General features: G+C 28.6%; 20 protein-coding genes and 1 other annotated feature. Of the genes, 2 read left to right on the forward strand and 18 right to left on the reverse strand.

Annotated features, from left to right (window positions below; genetic code table 11):
- Positions 1-14: 14 nt before the first annotated feature.
- From ABGT36_RS09265 to ABGT36_RS09345, 17 genes are all read right to left on the reverse strand, one after another.
- Positions 15-1,232, reverse strand: coding sequence for a trypsin-like peptidase domain-containing protein (locus tag ABGT36_RS09265; RefSeq protein ID WP_346677684.1), 1,218 nt, complete (start codon positions 1,230-1,232; stop codon positions 15-17).
- A gap of 102 nt (positions 1,233-1,334) precedes the next feature.
- Entirely contained in the window at positions 1,335-2,558 is a 1,224-nt protein-coding gene (locus tag ABGT36_RS09270) for a HAMP domain-containing sensor histidine kinase (RefSeq protein ID WP_346677685.1), read from the reverse strand.
- Entirely contained in the window at positions 2,551-3,225 is a 675-nt protein-coding gene (locus tag ABGT36_RS09275) for a response regulator transcription factor (RefSeq protein ID WP_087302100.1), read from the reverse strand. The genes ABGT36_RS09270 and ABGT36_RS09275 overlap by 8 nt, the downstream gene beginning before the upstream one ends.
- Positions 3,218-4,174, reverse strand: coding sequence for a PhoH family protein (locus tag ABGT36_RS09280; RefSeq protein ID WP_087302098.1), 957 nt, complete (start codon positions 4,172-4,174; stop codon positions 3,218-3,220). Before ABGT36_RS09280 ends, ABGT36_RS09275 begins: the two co-directional genes overlap by 8 nt.
- Positions 4,175-5,095: a sporulation protein YqfD gene (locus tag ABGT36_RS09285; RefSeq protein ID WP_346677686.1), complete on the reverse strand. Its 921-nt coding sequence runs from the start codon at positions 5,093-5,095 to the stop codon at positions 4,175-4,177.
- Positions 5,092-5,283: a YabP/YqfC family sporulation protein gene (locus ABGT36_RS09290; protein ID WP_087302094.1), complete on the reverse strand. Its 192-nt coding sequence runs from the start codon at positions 5,281-5,283 to the stop codon at positions 5,092-5,094. The genes ABGT36_RS09285 and ABGT36_RS09290 overlap by 4 nt, the downstream gene beginning before the upstream one ends.
- A 129-nt stretch (positions 5,284-5,412) precedes the next feature.
- Positions 5,413-5,598, reverse strand: a complete 186-nt coding sequence (rpsU, locus tag ABGT36_RS09295; protein WP_087302092.1) for a 30S ribosomal protein S21 — start codon at positions 5,596-5,598, stop codon at positions 5,413-5,415.
- A gap of 157 nt (positions 5,599-5,755) precedes the next feature.
- Positions 5,756-6,772: a 3-deoxy-7-phosphoheptulonate synthase gene (gene aroF / locus ABGT36_RS09300; RefSeq protein ID WP_346677687.1), complete on the reverse strand. Its 1,017-nt coding sequence runs from the start codon at positions 6,770-6,772 to the stop codon at positions 5,756-5,758.
- Positions 6,773-6,810: 38 nt separating this feature from the next.
- Positions 6,811-7,057 (reverse strand) — a binding site (T-box leader).
- A gap of 208 nt (positions 7,058-7,265) precedes the next feature.
- Positions 7,266-7,601 carry an inorganic diphosphatase gene (locus ABGT36_RS09305; RefSeq protein WP_300080279.1) on the reverse strand — a complete coding sequence of 112 codons (336 nt, stop codon included), beginning with the start codon at positions 7,599-7,601 and terminating at the stop codon, positions 7,266-7,268.
- A gap of 122 nt (positions 7,602-7,723) precedes the next feature.
- Positions 7,724-8,275 (reverse strand): Sir2 family NAD-dependent protein deacetylase, encoded by a 552-nt coding sequence (locus tag ABGT36_RS09310; protein ID WP_087299254.1) that lies wholly within the window; start codon positions 8,273-8,275, stop codon positions 7,724-7,726.
- A gap of 179 nt (positions 8,276-8,454) precedes the next feature.
- On the reverse strand, positions 8,455-9,378 hold the full coding sequence (locus ABGT36_RS09315) for an NAD-dependent epimerase/dehydratase family protein (protein ID WP_346677688.1): 924 nt from the start codon (positions 9,376-9,378) through the stop codon (positions 8,455-8,457).
- 159 nt (positions 9,379-9,537) lie between these two features.
- Positions 9,538-10,695: a methyltransferase domain-containing protein gene (locus tag ABGT36_RS09320; RefSeq protein ID WP_346677689.1), complete on the reverse strand. Its 1,158-nt coding sequence runs from the start codon at positions 10,693-10,695 to the stop codon at positions 9,538-9,540.
- A gap of 137 nt (positions 10,696-10,832) precedes the next feature.
- Positions 10,833-11,330, reverse strand: a complete 498-nt coding sequence (locus ABGT36_RS09325; protein WP_087373813.1) for a GyrI-like domain-containing protein — start codon at positions 11,328-11,330, stop codon at positions 10,833-10,835.
- A 69-nt stretch (positions 11,331-11,399) separates the two neighbouring features.
- Complete coding sequence (locus ABGT36_RS09330; RefSeq protein ID WP_346677690.1) at positions 11,400-11,840, reverse strand: GNAT family N-acetyltransferase; 441 nt, start codon at positions 11,838-11,840, stop codon at positions 11,400-11,402.
- Between the two features lie 143 nt (positions 11,841-11,983).
- On the reverse strand, positions 11,984-13,102 hold the full coding sequence (locus ABGT36_RS09335; protein WP_296883299.1) for a 5-methyltetrahydropteroyltriglutamate--homocysteine S-methyltransferase: 1,119 nt from the start codon (positions 13,100-13,102) through the stop codon (positions 11,984-11,986).
- 117 nt (positions 13,103-13,219) lie between these two features.
- The gene (locus ABGT36_RS09340) at positions 13,220-13,819 is read right to left on the reverse strand and encodes a flavodoxin family protein (protein WP_346677691.1); all 600 of its coding nucleotides are present in this window, start codon (positions 13,817-13,819) and stop codon (positions 13,220-13,222) included.
- Positions 13,820-13,877: 58 nt separating this feature from the next.
- The gene (locus ABGT36_RS09345; protein WP_296883303.1) at positions 13,878-14,111 is read right to left on the reverse strand and encodes a hypothetical protein; all 234 of its coding nucleotides are present in this window, start codon (positions 14,109-14,111) and stop codon (positions 13,878-13,880) included.
- Positions 14,112-14,244: 133 nt separating this feature from the next.
- Here ABGT36_RS09345 and ABGT36_RS09350 point away from each other — a divergent pair, with 133 nt between their 5' ends.
- Positions 14,245-15,126, forward strand: a complete 882-nt coding sequence (locus ABGT36_RS09350; protein WP_087373801.1) for a LysR family transcriptional regulator — start codon at positions 14,245-14,247, stop codon at positions 15,124-15,126.
- A 95-nt stretch (positions 15,127-15,221) separates the two neighbouring features.
- On the forward strand, positions 15,222-16,697 hold the full coding sequence (locus ABGT36_RS09355) for a family 1 glycosylhydrolase (RefSeq protein WP_346677692.1): 1,476 nt from the start codon (positions 15,222-15,224) through the stop codon (positions 16,695-16,697).
- Between the two features lie 57 nt (positions 16,698-16,754).
- Here the strand turns inward: ABGT36_RS09355 and ABGT36_RS09360 are convergent, their stop codons facing one another.
- Complete coding sequence (locus ABGT36_RS09360; RefSeq protein ID WP_087299276.1) at positions 16,755-17,675, reverse strand: aldo/keto reductase family oxidoreductase; 921 nt, start codon at positions 17,673-17,675, stop codon at positions 16,755-16,757.
- Positions 17,676-17,681 lie beyond the last annotated feature (6 nt).

Consider the following 17,681-nt stretch of genomic DNA (forward strand, 5'->3'; position numbering starts at 1 on the left):
CACAAAGCCCATTACTATTGTTCTGCTAAAGTAACTTTTACGGTCATTTCATCACCATTACGATTAATTACTAATGTAACTGTATCTCCTGGCTGCTTAGAATATAATTCTGATAAGAAGCTTCGATAAGTTGTAATTTCAACATCATCTAATTTTACAATGACATCACCTTGTTGGACTCCAGCTTTACTTGCAGGTCCACCTGAAGTAACTTGAGAAACATAGATACCATCAGATAAATTAGTATCAATACGATAATAACGTAATTGATAGCTTGAATAATCTGATAACGAGAAACCAGAAATTCCAATAAATGGACGAGTTACTTTTCCGTTACTTATAATTTGTTCTACTGATGTAATTACATCATTAATTGGTAAAGCAAATCCCATTCCTTCTACTGAAGTATCTGCTAATTTCATTGAAGTAATACCTACTAATTCACCTGCTGCATTAACTAATGCACCACCACTATTACCTGGATTGATTGCTGCATCAGTTTGAATAACATTCATATCCCAGTCATCTTGACCATCATCATTTAAATCGACTGAAACTGTTCGATCAGTTCCACTAACAATACCTTGAGTTACTGTTCCAGCGTATTCAATTCCAAGAGGACTACCGATTGCTAAAACTGTTTCGCCAGTTTCTAATTTACTAGAATCACCACAATCAATAGCAGTCATTTCAAAATCAGCTGTTAATTTTAATACTGCAATATCACTATAAGTATCACCACCAACAACATTAGCTGTAACTGATTCACCGTTTGCAAAAACTACTCGAACTTCACTAGCATCACTAACAACGTGTTCATTAGTAATTATATAAGCACTATTACCATTTACACGATAGACAACGCCACTTCCACTGCCGCTAGCAGCACCATTTGAATAGACAACTACTCCTACAACACTGTCAGCAACATTATTGATTACATCAGTTAGGGAACTTTTAACATCATAATTTACTGTTTCTACCTTAGTATTGGAATTTGATGAACCTCCACTACCATTAGAATCATCCATCACTACTGTAAACAAAAAGATATTCATTCCTAAAGAAGCAGTTACTAAAACAATAATTACCGCTCTAAATAAACCTGTTGCATTAGGTCTTTCTTTTTTTCCTTTATCACTTTTGTTTCTTCTAAAACTAAATTTACCTTTTTTCTTTTCATCATTTTGAGCTGTTTCTTCAAATTCATTCATTGGATTATTTTCTTCCATTTTTACCACTCCTTCATTCGACACAATTATAATATAAAAGTAATTTGTTCAAATTATTTTTATATTGTGTGAAAATTTGGACTATCTGTAAAATATTTACATCTACTTCAATATTGGCAAAGTAACTGTAAAAGTAGTTCCAATTCCTGGGGTGCTGTCAACATCAATCATACCTTCGCATAATTCAACCATCTTTTTTACAATACTTAAACCTAATCCTGTACCATACTTATTATTTCGTGACTGTTCTACTTGATAAAAGCGATCAAAAATAAAAGGAATATTTTCTTTAGCTATTCCAATTCCTTCATCTTGAACAATAATTACAAAATTCTTTTCATCATTAGTACATTTAATCGAAATAACACCTGAATTTGAATATTTAATAGCGTTAGAAACTAAATTATTTAAAATTGTTTTTATTGCTGTATAATCGAGCATTAATTCTCTAGTTGCTTTTTTGGTTTGATAGACTAATGATAAATGCTTATCTTTAGCTAACGGTTCAAACAATTCTACAGTTTCTTTAACTAAATAATCAATATTAACCATCGAAGGATTCAAAGTAGCTTCTAGCCTTTCTAAACGCGATAATTCTAATATATCATCTAAAATATTTTTCATCCGATAGCTTTCTTTTAATAGTATACCCATAAACTCATTAAAAGTATCCTTATTTTTTATCCCTTCTTTTTGTAATATTTCGACACTTCCAATAATAGCACTCATCGGTGTTTTTAATTCATGAGAAACATCAGAAAGAAACTGTTTTTGCATTTTTTCTAATTCTTTTACTTGAGAAACATCGGTAAATAAAATAATCGTTCCATCAAAGACAACCTCATCTCGAAATATTGGCGTCGCTTCAACGTGATAATAACGATCATCGATAGCAATCGCTGCTGTAAATTTTCTTTCAAAAACATAACTTTGATCAACAACATTTAATAGTTGTCCTTTAAAAATATCTTTATAATATTTACCTCGTAAATGCTTAATATTAAAAGCACTACGAAATCTTTGATTAGTAAAAATTATAGTACCTTCCTTATTAACAAAAATCATCGGCAAGTTCATTGTTTTGATCAATGAATTTAAAATCTTATAGTTAAAATCCTTTTCTCCTTCAACCTCATGAATTTCATTTTCTTTTTCACGACGGTAAAATTTAATTTGCCGCTTATAATCCCGGTCGATACTATAAATAATTATTAATACTAACACTGTATAACATATTAAATAAATAACACTATGTTCAATATCAACTGCTATTAAAACTAAAACTACTAAAAATCCTAATAACAATTTCAGATAATTTTTATTCATCTTTTTTCACCAGTTTATAACCAACTCCCCGAACCGATTTGAATCGAGCTTGACTTTCTTTTAGTTTAGTCTTTAATTTAAAGACATGAATATCCACTAATCTAGTATCACCATCATAATTGAAATTCCATATTTTCATTAACAATTCTTGTCTTGATAATACTTCTTCTTTATTATCAATAAACATTTGTAATAAATCATATTCAACTTTAGTTAGATTAATTAAATCATCGCCTACATAAACTTCATGTTTAGCTAAATCCATCTTAATATCTAAATACTTAATGATACCTTTAAAATGCTTATGATAGCGTCGTAAATGAGCTTCAATTCGAGCAATTAAAATATTTGCCTGGAAAGGCTTCATTAAATAATCATCAGCACCAGACTCTAATCCTTTGATAATATCATCTTGATCACTACGTGCTGTTAATATGATCATCGGTTTAATATAACCATTATCACGACATTCTTTAATTATTTCCACCCCATCTTTATAAGGCAGCATCCAATCTACTAAAATCAAATCATAATCATTATTTAATATTTGATCACAAGCATCTTTACCATCATATAAACTATCTACTTGATATCCTTTATTATTTAATTCATGACAAAGAATCTTATTAATTGAAATATCATCTTCAATAATTAATAATTTATTCATATTTTCCTTCATACCTTTCAATAATTCTTTGAACAACTGGATGTCTAACTACATCTAATGCTGTTAATTCAACAAATGATATTCCTTTAACACCCTTTAAAATTCTTAACGCTTTGATTAATCCAGATTCTACCCCTCTAGGTAAATCAATTTGCGTAACATCACCAGTAATAATCATTTTAGAATTAAATCCAAGTCGAGTTAAAAACATCTTCATTTGATTATCAGTAGTATTTTGAGCTTCATCTAAAATAACATAAGCATCTTCTAAAGTTCTTCCACGCATATAGGCTAATGGTGCAATTTCAATTACCCCTTTTTCAATTAATCTTTCTGTTTGTTCAACCCCTAACATATCATGCAAAGCATCATATAATGGTCGTAAATATGGATCAACTTTTTCTTTTAAATCACCTGGTAAAAAACCAAGATTCTCACCTGCTTCTACAGCTGGACGAGTTAACACAATCTTTTTAACAACATTGTTTTTTAATGCATCTACTGCAAAAACTACAGCTAAATAAGTTTTACCAGTCCCGGCTGGTCCAATTCCAAAGACCACATCATTATTTTTTAAAGCAAAATAATAATCTTTTTGACCAAGCGTCTTTGGATAAATCATTTTTCCACTAGCCGTTTTAGTTATTCTAATATTATATAATTCATTTATATGTTTTAAATTATCCTGCTCTACTAATTTAAGAGCATAAACAACATCACGACGACTGATAGTTATTTTTTTACTTACCAATTCAATTAATGTTTGAATAACTTTTTTTGCTTTATCAAAATTAGTAGCATTATCGCCTGTTAATAAAAGTTCATCACCACGTAAAGTAATGCTTATACCAAATGTATCTTCTATTAATTTTAGATTTTCATCATGATTACCGCTTATATTATTAAGCTGTGAAATACTAAATTCTTCTAATTTGATTTGTTCAGTCATTTAACTCTCCTCTTTAATAGCAATATCTTCGATTAAAACATATTGCATTTTTAACACTCTTTTGTTATCAATTATATCATAAGATAAAACTTTTTCTCTATCTATTTTATCAATCGAACCAAGTTTAGCACGAATTGTATATAAAAGATAGCTAAAAGCCTCTCCTTCATCCATTTTTTTAGCATCAATTTCCCCTTGATAAGTTACATACGTATATGCCATTACTTTTCCTTTAGTAGCAATGATTTTATTTTCTCCATTTGTAGAAGTAATCGTATTAGACACTAAAAGATCGCCTTTTTTAACAAACTGATTAACCTGTACTACAATATTACCACTACTAACATCAATACTTTGAATTACCCCATCCTTGCTTGCATAAATATTTTGAAAGTTATTTTCGACTTCTTTAGCTCCAACACTATTTGTATATTTTACAAATAACACTCCGCCTTCTTGATAAATATTCAAATAGTCTATTTTTCCTTTAAAACTAGCTTTTAAATCATCATATATCTCATTTAATTCCTGATATGATTTTTTTAAATCACCAGCATTAATATTATTTTCTTTTAAAACTTCTTCAACTAACTTAGTGTTACTAGGACTATTCCCGGTTATTTCTACTTTAAAAATAAAACGACTACAAATTAGTAATGTCAAAGCAAAACTAATTACACCTATAATATTTATTTTTTTACAAAACAATACGACTAAATAATATAAAATACCAATACTTTTAATAATTTGCATATTATATTTTCGAGCTAAAAAGCGTTGATAGATGGGTAGATAAAATCGATATGTATTATCATCGATTTTAGTTAACTGAAAGACTATTAAATGATCTTTTTTAAAAGAGTTAAGTAAAGAAATAATATCATCACTGACTACTTCGTATAAATCATATCCTAATTTCATATAAACTTAACAGATTCGATCTTTCCGCAAACTACAATTTCCTGTTCGCTATAATATCTAATTTCTAAATTCTTACCAGTGATGGATACCATGCTTTGAGGCATTTTAATTTCTATTTTATCATTTTGTAAATAAAGGATATTTTCATAATATTTGATATTTAGATAGTCATTTTCAAGATAAATCATCTAATCACCATAATAAGTATATGAAAAACTTTGTAGTAAATGTCTTTAAGATAAATTAAAGTACAAATTTGTTTAAAAAAATCTTTATAGAGCAAACAAAAAAAGGGCTTTAATAAGCCCCTGATATTTTTATCTTCTACCTTTTTTGTTGTTTTTTCTTGCTGCTTCAGATTTTAATTTTCTTTTTAAACCTGGTTTTACATAAAACTCTCTTTTTCGAGCTTCTGCAAGGGTTCCTGTTCTAGAAACTTGTCTTTTAAAACGACGTAAAGCATCATCTAAAGATTCATTTTCTCTTACTACAGTTTTTGCCATCGAACTATTCCCCCCTTTAACTCTAAACTACGTTCCTATTATATATACATTTTCAAATAATTGCAAGAAAAATATCATCATTTTAATCTATAATTTTTTATAAAACCGACAATAGTAACTAAATCTGCTAAAATAATAACCTTATTTGATTATTTATTTAGATCTTTTTACCTACGATAGTTGCAATTTGTGATATCTGTTTTAATAAATTTTCATATTTTTCTGGTCTTAATGATTGTGGTCCATCGCATAATGCTTTTTCTGGATTGTTATGCACTTCTACCATCAATCCATCAGCTCCCGCTGCTATTGCTGCTTTTGCCATTGGTTCTACTAACCACCATTTTCCTCCAGCATGACTTGGATCGATTACTATTGGTAAATGAGTTAATTTCTTTACTACTGGGATTGCCTGTAAATCCAATGTATTTCTTGTGTAGCTTTCAAATGTTCTGATCCCTCTTTCACATAAGATGACATTTGGATTTCCACTTGCCATTATATATTCTGCTGACATGATCCATTCTTCAAATGTTGCACTCAAGCCTCTTTTTAATAAAATTGGCTTTTTAGTCCCAGCTCCGACTTTTTTCAATAAATCGAAGTTTTGCATATTTCTTGCCCCTATCTGGATCAAATCAACTTTTTCATTGAATTCATCTAAATATGATGCATCCATCAATTCCGAACAGATTGGCAGTCCTGTTTCTTTTTTAGCTGCTACTAAAATATCTAATCCTGATGATCCCATTCCCTGGAATGCATATGGTGAAGTTCTTGGTTTGAAAGCACCACCTCTTAAAATATTAGCCCCTGAAGCTTTAATTGATTTAGCTATTTCAATCACCTGTTCTTCACTTTCAACAGAACATGGTCCAGCAATCAAGGCCAGATTATCACCACCAACTTTGACTCCAGCTACATCGACAATTGTATCTTCAGGATGAAAAGCTCGGTTAGCTAATTTATATGGTTCAGAAACCTTCATTACTTTTTCAACACATTCTTCTACTTCAATTACTTTAGGATCGATTCTGGTAGTATCTCCTACCATTCCAATAATTGTTTGAATTTCTCCTTTTGATACATGTGGTTCAGCACCATTATCACGAATTATTTCTTCAATTTTTTTAATATTTTCATCATTAGTATGCGGTTTTAAAACAATAATCATTTGATTTTCCTCCTTATATAACAAAAAAACTCGTCCTAGCAAAGGACGAGATAACTTCGTGGTACCACCTTTATTCACTAATAGGTCACCCTATCAGCCTCATCAAGTACGCCATATTAATTATGGTTCATACTCTAACACGATAACGGGTGTTCCCGGAGATGCCTACTATTTTCAACATTCTACTCCTTGATGTATTCAACTATTTGTTTGGATATCGTCACACCACACCGATACTCTCTTTGCCTAAACGCCTAGCCTACTAGTTCAATTCTTCGTATTTAATTTATTATGTTATTAACATAATACTAGTAAAAAAATTTTTTGTCAATTAATAAATATTTATTTTTTTTATCTCTTCTAACGCCATTCTAATTAGTAATAGGATTACCATACAAAAATAACTTATTATATAATGACTAAACTTTATTCATTTAATCATCTTTTGATTATTTCGTAAATATAGATATACATACATTTATAATGCTAGGGTTCATCTTATAATTATATGTTTAAAAAAACGTTCTTGAAATTCTACTAAAGCTTCAATTTGCTCATTACTATAGTTTTTATTCGTTGGAACTATTACTAATTTATCATCATTATCATCGATTCTATGAATCAATGCGATACATTTTCCAGTAAAATATTTTATTGGTTCAAATACTCCTAATATATAACAATCTAATTCTTCACTATCCCCACTAATGGTATTTGGAACATACCCATAATTAATTGGATAAATAAAACCATAGTCAGGATGTTTACTTCCAAATTCTCTGTCTATTTTAACCTCAAGAATCCTTCCAACATATTTTTTATTATCCAAATTCAGTTACCTCCATAAATAAAATTTGTATAAAACATATAATAATATATTAAAAGCATCCTATTTTCTTACTGTACTGATCCAAAAGTTTTATACTGATACTCCTTTTTTTAAAATCATATTTACTTAATCAATTTATCCAATACTTTCCTAACATTATGAGCAGCATCATCTTGAATTTCAATAATTCTTGCTCCCCTTGACTTAGCAACCTCTCTTAAATCAACAGCTATTGCGGTATGATAAGAACATCCAATTACTAAAAATACATCACCAGGTCCTAGACCATAAACCATTTCATATGCTTTTTGATAATTTGGCGCAGGGTCACCATATAAAACCGGCTTATTATATAATGACCAGGCTTGATCCATTTCATCATCTTCAGGTAAACCACCATGCATTTCTAATGCATCACTTCCAGCCAACTTATGTAATCCGTCAATATTCATTGTAATAACTGGAATTTTATATTCAGCTAAAGCAATGTGGGCATCATTTGGTTTTGCCCCATTCATATTAGCTTTTAATTGTCTAATAACTTCGTTATATTCTTCATGATGAGTATTAGCATAATCTCTAAACAACTTTTCTCTAACTTCAGGCTGTTCCATAAAAGTAGGAATATTAGATTGCTTTGATATTCCCGCACCTGTAAAAGCTAAAATTTTCATTAAAACCATCTCCTTTATTTTATATTAAACATTTAATTTTAAATTACAGTTATTTTTATTTGCAATAAAACTTATTTATCATAATTATACTTGATTTATAGTATAAAATAAAATAAAAGATACTCAATAGAATAGTAATTAAACTCTCAAGTATCTTATAATAATGCTAAAACAACATCTTATAATTCGTTTGTTTTATTAAACATATTATTATCAATAAATTCAATGAATGGCTTTTTATTTACCTCATCCATGTTTTTTATATACCACTCATATGACTCTTTTAAACCATCTTCTAATGATAGTGTTGATGATATTAAAGTATCCTGATTTGTAACATCCAAATAATATTCGTAATCATAAAAACTAAAATATTTTCTTTGATTTATATTATCATAAACATTTATAAACTTAGGCTTTTTATTCAACACACCATAACAAGCTTCTACCCATTCTTTGATAGTAATTGCTTCTTTATTTCCTACATTAAAAATGTGTTGTACCGGTTTATTTTCTATAAGAAAATCTATAACCCGACATAAGTCTTTAACATGGAAAAATTGTAATTTCATTGAACCATCTTTAGGCAAATAAAATGGTCTATCATCAATTGCACAATCAAAAACAAAAGCTTCTCGATATACATTATTCATCGGTCCATATAAATATGGTGGTCTAAGAATATAAGCATCACTCACTCTTTGCATAAGTGTTTTTTCAGCAGCAATTTTATCAGTCCCATATTTTCCCCAAAACTTATTTTTTGCTAAAACACTATTTTCTTTAAAAGGCTGACTGCCATATTCAGGATAAACCGCACTAGAACTTATCATGATATATTGTTTAAAATTACCTAAACCATCTAATAAATCATTAATATCATTTTCATTATATGCAACAACATCGATAACTGCATCAAAACTCATATTCTTTAACTTTTCTTGCAGGTGATGCCTATTGGCTTCAATTAGTTTAACTCCTCGAGATTGCAATCTTGTATTTCTGTTTAATACATAGACATTATCTCCTTTAGAAACATAATACTCAGCGATATATCTACTTAAAAAAACCGTACCACCTGTTACTAATATCTTTTTCTCCATATTCTTTTTATTAATTGAACAATAATATATTATCAAATATTTTTAATTGGGTCATATTTAGGTAAAGATGAAGCAAATTTATTTAGATTAATAATTTTAAATTTGTCGTTTTTTATAAAAATTACAACTTATTACTTATAATAAATATTTTTCGTTTTATCAATCTTTTCTTGCTTTAAACATTCCCGCATGTGTTGTTAAATAAAAAATCTTATTTTTGTCAAAATAATTTTTTAAATATTGGTAAAATTGCACTTTTTTTCTATATAACGGTTCTAAATTAGGACTCAGTCCTTTCCCGCTTAATATAAATTGATAAAATAAATCCATATCTGTAATTTCATAAGTTTCTTTACGATCAAATGATTCAACATTGCAAAAATATTTGATTAATTTTTCTTTACCATTTTCATATCCAAATCGGTTATATAATATCTCTTGATCAAATGATATTTTAGAATCAAATTTTTTTAACATCTCATCTCTTTCTACCATCATATCCTTAGCTATTGTCGAACAATATATAGTACCTCCTTTTTTTAGTACCCTATATATTTCTTTTAAAGCTTGATCTAAATTTTCAAAATACATTAAAACATGATTAATGATTATAATTTCAAAACTTTCATCATCATATGGCAAATGAAAACAATCAGCCAAATCAAAAGATTTTATTTGTGAGATGTCATAAAGTTTCAAATAACTTTCATCTATCATCTTTTGAGAAATATCACTTAAAATTATTTCAATATTTTTAGGAATCCTATCTTTATTACATTGCCATAATGTACCATCTCCACAACCTATTTCTAAAATCTTGTCACTATCGTTAAATTGATAATGATCAAACATCCATTCATGAAAGTTTTGATCAAAATGGGTATGTCTATGATGAAATAAAACCCTTGTTTTTAATCCATCTGGTGTTTCAAATTGAAGTTGTAAATTTTGTCTATTTTGAATTTGTAAAAATTTTGCATATATTTTTGAAATATTCATGTTATTTTCATTTTGTATTTCATCAATAAGAGATAACATTATTTTAGTATTAGTTAACTGTATATTTAATAAATCTTTTTGCATGACTATTTGTTCTTCAATGTTTTTATCCTTAATAATGTATTTGATTTCTTCTAGAGTATAGCCTGCTTTCTTTAAAAGCTGTATTGTCTGTAATTGTATAAAATAATCTTCTTCAATATATTTTCTACCATTTTCAATAACTGGTATAATCAAATTTATGCTTTCATAATATCTTAAAGTTCTAAGTGTTGTATGAGTAATATTTGCAAATTCTCTATAACTATATTTTTCCATTACCTTCACCTCTTGATTAGATTATAATTTGGAACGTAACGTCACTGTCAACTGAAATTTCTATTAATATCTTTTATTATTTTAATCCAAATTATTTATACCCATATCAAAAGTATACATCATTCTATATCAATAAATTATTTTTTTAGCTTAACAGGAATCCAGATCTCACTATATGCATAATCTTCTTTATATTCATTCATTTTAGTAAAAGAAAAGGAAAAAGAAAATGCTAATTCATAATTAGAAGCAGGTAGCCATTTTGAATATATTTTGGCCATCGTATTTTGTAGTGTAAAAGGGAATGGCCCTTTATTTGGAAAAACTGCCCATGTACAAGCTGGCATTGAACACTTATCAAATTGATTACTAAAATCCTCTCGTGTAGTTAAAACCCCAACTAAATGTGTTAAATGGCCTTTTTCTTCAAGAAAATCGCTATCAGAATCATAAGATACATTTACTACTTCAAATGGTTCAATATTTTGTAATTCACGTAACTCCTTCCATTGATTTTCTGTTATTCCTTGTGTCAATTTTACTATTTCGTTATTTACACCTTCAAATTGCAAGGCTACGCGTTTACTAACTCCAACAAAATTAAATGCTTCTTTTTCAACAATTTTAAAATCCATACTTTTCTCTTTAAACGATAATATATTCTTTAAAAAATCATTTATTTTAATTCATTTATTAATAACTTCCTATATTTTTTTCTGATATATTTTTTCAATCTTTCCATGCCGATTTTCTTTATAATCACATATTTTAAAGCCATATTTTTCATATAAATTTACATGATCTGATACTATATATACTGCTGTAAATCCTAAACTGCTTGCATAATTAATAGCCTTATCTATCATTTTTTTACTTAATCGGTAACCTCGATATTTTTCATCAACATAAATATAGCCAATAAATGGTCTATAATTTACATCTTTAATGCAATCTTCTTTAGTAAATGTACAAAAAGCAATAATATTATTATCTTTTAAAACAATCAAAACACGCTGCCAATCATTAAAATAGTTATTAATCATTTTACTAGCTAATGATTTTCCAGCTTTCCACGGACAATTTTGGATATATTCTATTGCTTTTTGCCATTCTTTGTCATTTGATGTAATAAATTTTAATTCCATTTTATCTTCCTTATAATAGTAATATTTTAATGTAATTATTTTATCAAACAATAATATTATTTTAAATCTCTTCAATTACTTTTAGTATAATTTTAATAAACAAAAAAGAAGATCTCTTTGACCTTCTTTTGCCTATTTTAAGATTATTTCCAAATTTCATCTGCTATTTCTTTAACTAACTCTAATTTTGCCCATTGCTGTTTTTCAGTTAGTTTATTTCCAATTTCACAAGAAGCAAAGCCACATTGGGGACTTAAGCATAGTCTATCTAATGGAATATATTTTTTAGCCTCATTGATTCTAGCGATAATCTCTTCCTTATTTTCTAAAACTGGTGATTTTGTTGTAATTAAACCTAAAACAACTTTTTTATCTCCAGATACTTTTGCAAGTGGTGCAAATCCACCAGATCTTTCATCATCAAATTCTAAATAAAATGCATCAACATTTTGATTGCCAAATAAAACATCGGCTACTGGATCATAGGCACCACTATTGGCATATGTAGAATGGAAATTTCCTCTACAAACATGCATACTAATGACCATATCTTTTGGCGCATTAGCAATAACCTTATTATTAATATCTTTATGAATCTTTTGGATTTCTTTTAGTCCTTCTGGAGTAGTTCCATATGCAAGATGACCAGTTTTATCAGCCATCATTCCCCAAGTACAATCATCAAATTGTAAATTTCGACATCCTGCATTATACAAATCATCAATTACCTTTTTATAACCAGCAACAATATCATTAATTAATTCTTCATCACTTGAATAATACTTTTCAGTATTTTCTCTATTAAAAGGCATTATAAATTGTGCTAAAAATTGAGCTGGTGCAGGAATTGTTTGCTTAGCTACTGTATTTTCATCTTCTAATGCTTTAATAAATCTAAAATGATCAACAAATGAATGTTCATGTGTTAATTTAACTTTACCAGTTAAATAAGTATCATCTATCATTGCTGCCTCATCATGAAATGGTAAACCAGTATTTGTCTTAGAGTGCCCTACTCCTTCAAAATTCCACATAAAATCTAAATGCCAAGTAGCACGTCTAAATTCACCATCAGTAATAACATGATATCCTAGTTTTTTTATTTTAGTTACCAAATCAATAATACATTCATCTTCGACATTTTTTAATTCACCGTAAGATATTGAACCAGCCTCAAATTCTTTTCGAGCGTTTTTTAATTTCTCTGGTCGTAAAAAACTACCGACAAAATCATATTTAAAAGGTATTTGTAAGTTACTCATTAATTCATCCTCCTATAATATCTACCGGATATTTTAACAAGCTAATTACTATTTGAAAAATATAAAAATTTATCGGTTTACTATAGTTTTTATCTATAGCAAAAAAATTTTAAGCCTTTAAATTCTTCTTGAATCATTTCCATCACTTTTTTGTAATCTTTTTAAAACATATGCCATATTCTGACCAATATTTTTCATGTTTTCGATTCCTTCTAAATCAGTTTCAACATCACCTGGTAATTGACCATAAACCATATTCCAATATGTTGAACCAACAATAATCATTTGCTGATTCAAGAAAAAATGATTCATTGCATCCACTGCATTTAAACCACCACCACGTCGAAGTGATACGATGGATGCTCCTGCTTTATATTTAATTGAAAGGGTTTCTTTATTCATATCCAATACAACTGCAGCTCTTTCTAATAAAGCCTGCATAGATGAAGATATATTAGCCATATATACTGGTGAGCCTAATATGATTCCATCAGCAGTCATCATTTTGTTAAAAACATCATTAAAATCGTCTTTATAAACACAATTTTTTCTACTATTACAAGCAAAGCAGGCACGACAAGGATTGATTTTTTTGTCATAGAGAGTTACTAATTCTGTTTCTATTCCTTCCTTATTTAACTCTTTAAAAATATATTTAATAAGTAGTGTAGTATTACTATCTTTTCTAGAACTACCGTTTATTCCTATTACCTTCATCTTTTCTCCTCAATTTATTTTCATTAATACTATATTTAATTGATATAGAACAGTTATTTTATTCAATATCTTTTTTTAATTTACATAATAAATAATCCAAACTATCAATTTGACGATGATATTGATGCAATTTATCTATAAGCTTATTTCGATGTTTTGATAAAACATAAATCAACGAATCAATTTGTTGTGCTTTTTTCAATAATTTACATTTTTCAATCATTTCATGATCACATCCAGCATCAACTAAATTTTCTATAAAACAACTATTTTGATCATAATAATCTGGCAATAATATCACCCCCCTATTAATTAAATAACATTCTAATTTTCAGTCATTAAAATGTCTAATATTTATAATTTATATCAAGTTATTCTTTTTAAGAATAATTGCCTTCTGTATAATAAACATAGAGGTGATTAAAATGGAAATAAGAGTTTTACGTTATTTTCTAGCAATCGCAAGAGAAGAAAATATGACTAGAGCTGCAAAATATCTTCATGTAACCCAACCTACCTTATCTAAACAAATAAAGCAATTAGAAGAAGAAATTGGTAAAAAGTTATTTATCCGCAGTAATTATAGTATTAAATTAACTGACGAAGGTCTTCTTTTAAGAAAAAGAGCTGAAGATATTTTAAGCATGGTTGATAAAACGATGGAAGAATTCCAGGCATTAGATGATATTACTGGTGGCGATATCTATATTGGTGCTGCTGAATCTGAATCATTTAGCTATTTTGCAACAGCTGCTAAAGATTTACAGCTTCAATACCCAAATGTAAAATTTCATTTATACAGTGGTAATACTGAAGTTATCGCTGAAAGACTAGATCGAGGTTTATTAGATTTTGCCATAATTGTTCAAGAAGTAGATTTATCTAAGTATAACTATATTAAAATACCTACCAGTGATACTTGGGGAGTTATTATGCGTAAAGATAGCCCACTAGCAAAAAAAGAATATATCACTATCGAAGATTTAATTGATCTGCCTTTAATTGTATCAAGACAAGGAATCACTGAAGATTATCCAAAGTTATTTAAAGAAAAATTAGATCAACTACACATTGTAGCAACTTTTGACCTTATTTATAACGCTTCTATCATGGTCAAAGAAGGATTTGGCTACGCATTAAGTTTTGATAAAATCGTCGATACTAGTGAAAATAGTGAGCTTTGTTTTCGAGTACTAAAACCAGAATTAAAAACTAATATGTATATTATCTGGAAAAAATATCAAGTATTTACACCTATTGCTGAAAAGCTATTATCAAAGATGCAACAACACTTCAATGATAGATAAATAGAATAATTAGATATAAAATATAAATATTGGATATTTCTTTATCATCTTTATACAATAAAATCATCAAAATTTTATTGAAAGGATGGATAATAATGAGTTTTAAAGAAGATTTTTTATGGGGTGGCGCTACAGCAGCTAATCAACATGAAGGAGGCTATAACAAAGGAGGACGTGGCCTAAGTACATTTGATGTTGTTACTGGTGGTGGATATAAGGTTCCTAGAAAAGTTACTTTTAAAACCGCTAACGGGAAAATAGGTGCAGTTCCTGTTGATAGCACTATGACAGGACCAGTACCAGAAAATAGTACAGGCTATATTAAAGAAAATACTTATTACCCTAGTCATGAGGCGACTGATTTTTATCATCATTGGAAAGAAGATATCGCTTTAATGGCCAAGATGGGATTTAAATGTTTTCGAATGTCAATTAGCTGGTCTAGAATCTGTCCTAATGGTATGTATGAAATCAATGAAGAAGGACTTAAGTTCTATGATCTTATCTTTGATGAGTTATTAAAATTTGGTATTGAACCGGTGGTGACAATTAACCATTTTGAAATGCCTATGTATTTAGCTGACCATTATGATGGCTGGCTAAGTCGCGAAGTCATTGATTTTTTCCTTTTTTATACTAAAACTATTTTTGAACGTTATAAAAATAAAGTAAAATACTGGATGACATTTAATGAAATCAATGTCTTATCTGGATGGTGTCAAATCGGCGTTCATAATAATAATCCTCAAAATTTATATCAAGCTCATCATCATATCTTTGTTGCTAGCGCGAAAGCTGTTAAATTAGGTCATCAAATTAACCCCAATTTTAAAATTGGAATGATGGTATCTTATACACCTAGTTACCCAATGACATGTAAACCAGAAGATGTTATGGAAGCAATTAAATTTAATCGTCAAAAAGAATTTTATATGGATGTTCAAGTAAGAGGGTATTATCCTGAATATCAATTAAAGAAATTTGAAAGAGAAAATATTCATATCAAAATGGAAAAAGATGATTTGAAGATTATTGAAAATGGAACTGTAGACTATATTGGTTTTAGCTACTATATGTCAACTGTTTCTTCAACTGATCCAAATGCTAAAAAAACTGAAGGAAATCAATTTATAGCATATAAAAACCCTTATTTAAAAACATCAAATTGGGGTTGGACTGTCGATCCCCTTGGACTAAGAATTGCTTTAAATCAAATTTATGACCGTTATCATAAACCAATGTTTATCGTTGAAAATGGTTTAGGTGCCAAAGATGTTATTGAAAAAGATGGAACTATCAATGATGATTATCGTATTGAATATTTAAAGAATCATATCAAAGCAATGAAAGATGCTGTTGAATTAGATGGTGTTGATTTAATCGGATATACAGTGTGGGGATGTATCGATATTGTTTCAGCAGGAACTGGAGAAATGAAAAAAAGATATGGTCTTGTTTATGTAAATAAACACGATGATGGAAGTGGCGATTTTTCTAGAATAAAGAAAAAATCGTTTAATTGGTATAAAAACGTTATTCAAAGTAATGGCGAAAGCCTCGATAATTACTAAATAAAAAAGAAGCATCGCTTCTTTTTTATTTAGTGTGTTAAAGCATAAAACCAAAATCTATGGTAATGGTTTATCACTAGCTAAATATAAATCATACCATTGTTGTCTAGTTAGTTTAACATTTATAGCCTCTACACTTTCTTTTAAATGAACCGGTGAAGTTGTTCCAACAATAGGCTGCATATTAGCTGGATGACGTAATATCCAGGCAATAGCAATAGCCGTTTTACTAACATGGTATTCATTAGCTAATTTTTCTAACTCCTGATTTAATTTAGCGTAATCAGGATTATCAATAAATGTTCCTTCAGCCCAAGAAGCCTGAATAACACTCCATGGTTGAATAGTGATATCATTTAAACGACAAAAATCTAAAACGCCACCATCTTTATCTTGAGCCCAATCTTCTTTCATATTCATATTTAATCCTGAATCAATCATAACAGAATGAACAATTGAAAGTTGTAATTGATTAATGATGATTGGATATTTTGAATACTTTTGTAATAATTTGATTTGATATGGCGTATGATTAGAAACACCAAAATATCTTACTTTTTTACTTTCATACAATTCATCAAAAGCTTCAGCCACTTCTTGAGGATCACATAATGCATCAGGTCGATGCAATAATAAAATATCAACATAATCGCAATTCAATCTTTTTAAAGATTCATTAACACTATTAATGATATGTTCTTTAGAAAAATCATAACGTTTACCTGGAACAATGGCACATTTAGTTTGAATAATCATCTTTTCACGATATTCAGGATGTTTTTTTAAAACTGCTCCAAATAATTCTTCAGATTTTCCCCCACCATAAATATCAGCATGATCAAAGAAATTAATGCCTAAATCTAAAGCTGTAGCAATTAGCTCTTCAACTTCTTCAACGCTTTTATCAGCAATTCGCATACATCCTAAAGCAATCTTTGAGACCTTTAAATCTGTTTTTGGTAATTGATAATATTCCATAATAAA

Origin of the sequence: Erysipelatoclostridium sp. An173 (genome assembly GCF_963931465.1) — a bacterium.
In the GTDB taxonomy this organism is placed as follows: domain Bacteria; phylum Bacillota_I; class Bacilli_A; order Erysipelotrichales; family Coprobacillaceae; genus Thomasclavelia; species Thomasclavelia merdavium.

Coding starts and splice junctions, on each gene's coding strand:
- ABGT36_RS09335 (WP_296883299.1), bottom strand. CDS start 13,102: ATGAGTAACTTACAAATACCTTTTAAATATGATTTTGTCGGTAGTTTT.
- ABGT36_RS09360 (WP_087299276.1), bottom strand. CDS start 17,675: ATGGAATATTATCAATTACCAAAAACAGATTTAAAGGTCTCAAAGATT.
- ABGT36_RS09285 (WP_346677686.1), bottom strand. CDS start 5,095: ATGAAATTAGGATATGATTTATACGAAGTAGTCAGTGATGATATTATT.
- ABGT36_RS09315 (WP_346677688.1), bottom strand. CDS start 9,378: ATGGAGAAAAAGATATTAGTAACAGGTGGTACGGTTTTTTTAAGTAGA.
- ABGT36_RS09270 (WP_346677685.1), bottom strand. CDS start 2,558: ATGAATAAAAATTATCTGAAATTGTTATTAGGATTTTTAGTAGTTTTA.
- ABGT36_RS09320 (WP_346677689.1), bottom strand. CDS start 10,695: ATGGAAAAATATAGTTATAGAGAATTTGCAAATATTACTCATACAACA.
- rpsU (WP_087302092.1), bottom strand. CDS start 5,598: ATGGCAAAAACTGTAGTAAGAGAAAATGAATCTTTAGATGATGCTTTA.
- ABGT36_RS09355 (WP_346677692.1), top strand. CDS start 15,222: ATGAGTTTTAAAGAAGATTTTTTATGGGGTGGCGCTACAGCAGCTAAT.
- ABGT36_RS09310 (WP_087299254.1), bottom strand. CDS start 8,275: ATGAAAATTTTAGCTTTTACAGGTGCGGGAATATCAAAGCAATCTAAT.
- ABGT36_RS09290 (WP_087302094.1), bottom strand. CDS start 5,283: ATGATTTATCTTGAAAATGACTATCTAAATATCAAATATTATGAAAAT.
- ABGT36_RS09275 (WP_087302100.1), bottom strand. CDS start 3,225: ATGAATAAATTATTAATTATTGAAGATGATATTTCAATTAATAAGATT.
- ABGT36_RS09330 (WP_346677690.1), bottom strand. CDS start 11,840: ATGGAATTAAAATTTATTACATCAAATGACAAAGAATGGCAAAAAGCA.
- ABGT36_RS09265 (WP_346677684.1), bottom strand. CDS start 1,232: ATGGAAGAAAATAATCCAATGAATGAATTTGAAGAAACAGCTCAAAAT.
- ABGT36_RS09325 (WP_087373813.1), bottom strand. CDS start 11,330: ATGGATTTTAAAATTGTTGAAAAAGAAGCATTTAATTTTGTTGGAGTT.
- ABGT36_RS09350 (WP_087373801.1), top strand. CDS start 14,245: ATGGAAATAAGAGTTTTACGTTATTTTCTAGCAATCGCAAGAGAAGAA.
- ABGT36_RS09340 (WP_346677691.1), bottom strand. CDS start 13,819: ATGAAGGTAATAGGAATAAACGGTAGTTCTAGAAAAGATAGTAATACT.
- aroF (WP_346677687.1), bottom strand. CDS start 6,772: ATGATTATTGTTTTAAAACCGCATACTAATGATGAAAATATTAAAAAA.
- ABGT36_RS09280 (WP_087302098.1), bottom strand. CDS start 4,174: ATGACTGAACAAATCAAATTAGAAGAATTTAGTATTTCACAGCTTAAT.